The organism is Neobacillus drentensis, from assembly GCF_036965645.1.
Classification (GTDB): domain Bacteria; phylum Bacillota; class Bacilli; order Bacillales; family Cytobacillaceae; genus Neobacillus; species Neobacillus drentensis_D.
The window spans coordinates 1-1,097 of sequence record NZ_JBALPZ010000274.1; the positions used below are offsets into that span (position 1 = coordinate 1).

A 1,097-nucleotide genomic window follows, 5' to 3' on the forward strand; every position below is an offset into this window, starting at 1 on the left:
GAACCGTCCCTATGCTCCACCCATGCTCCTATGTTCTCGTAAACAGAACTCTTTGTAATCCCAACTAACTAGTATATAATAAGCGTAAAAAACGTCAGGGGAATTTGGTGTTGGTTAGTATGGACTTTATTACTAGTAAACTTTATAAACGGAGCGGTGGTGCTGGTTCTACTATTCTACCGGGGGATACCATCGTCGTGAATGGTGGTAACTGGCCTTGTTTAAACTTTTTAATATAGACCTTAAATATAGGTTTGTCTGCTTGTTTCTTTTTGGCATTTATATATTGTTTATGATTAAAATTACCTACTTTCCAGTAGACCAGAAACCGGTTAAATCTGATGTAATTATCGTCCTTAGCGGTGGACTAGGGCGTCTCGAAACTGCCTATGATTTATACATGGCAGGGTATTCAAATCATATAATGCTCTCAAATTCTAACTCTGACATCTTTAAATATGAACTTGAGAAATTAAAGATACCCAAAAATATCCTAATAGATGAGCCTAAGGCAACGAGCACCTATACAAATGCAACATACACACTTAAATTAATGGAAAAATATCACTATAAGTCGGCTATCGTTGTATCATCCAATTATCATATGGGTCGAGTTAAACTGGCCTATGAAAGAGCGCTCGGCAATAAGCAAGTGAAATTAGTCTATGTGGCTTCTTATGGATCGTCGTTAGATAGCGCTGACTATAAAAAAGAAAATAGCAATTTAGAAATAGAAGAACCATTAAAATATGTAGGTTACCTCTTGGGGTTATACAAGTGGATTGATTTGTGAATTCATAAACATACGATGATTGAAAAAGTGGGCTATGCCACTTTTTTCAATTTATATTTTGCTGGATTTTGGAGGTCTCCTCGTAACCATTTACCGTATTATTTCTGATTTATCGTTCATCAACAAGATTCAACAGGAATTTATGCTAGAGCCGTTTGATAAGTGCATTTCTAAGGAGCTGGACTTTTTAAATAGAGAGTTACATGAATTCATATCTCTTATTGATAATCTCATACAATATGAAATGAGGTGTTACCCCAATATTTTGATTTTGAGGGTACAACTCTTTCTTATGTTCGTTTTT

1 protein-coding gene is annotated in these 1,097 nt (G+C 35.3%); it reads left to right on the forward strand.

Features of this window, described 5'->3' with window-relative positions; genetic code table 11:
* Positions 1-292 precede the first annotated feature (292 nt).
* A complete protein-coding gene (locus V7266_RS30240; RefSeq protein ID WP_335472971.1) occupies positions 293-793 on the forward strand; it encodes a YdcF family protein in 501 nt (166 codons plus the stop codon).
* Positions 794-1,097 lie beyond the last annotated feature (304 nt).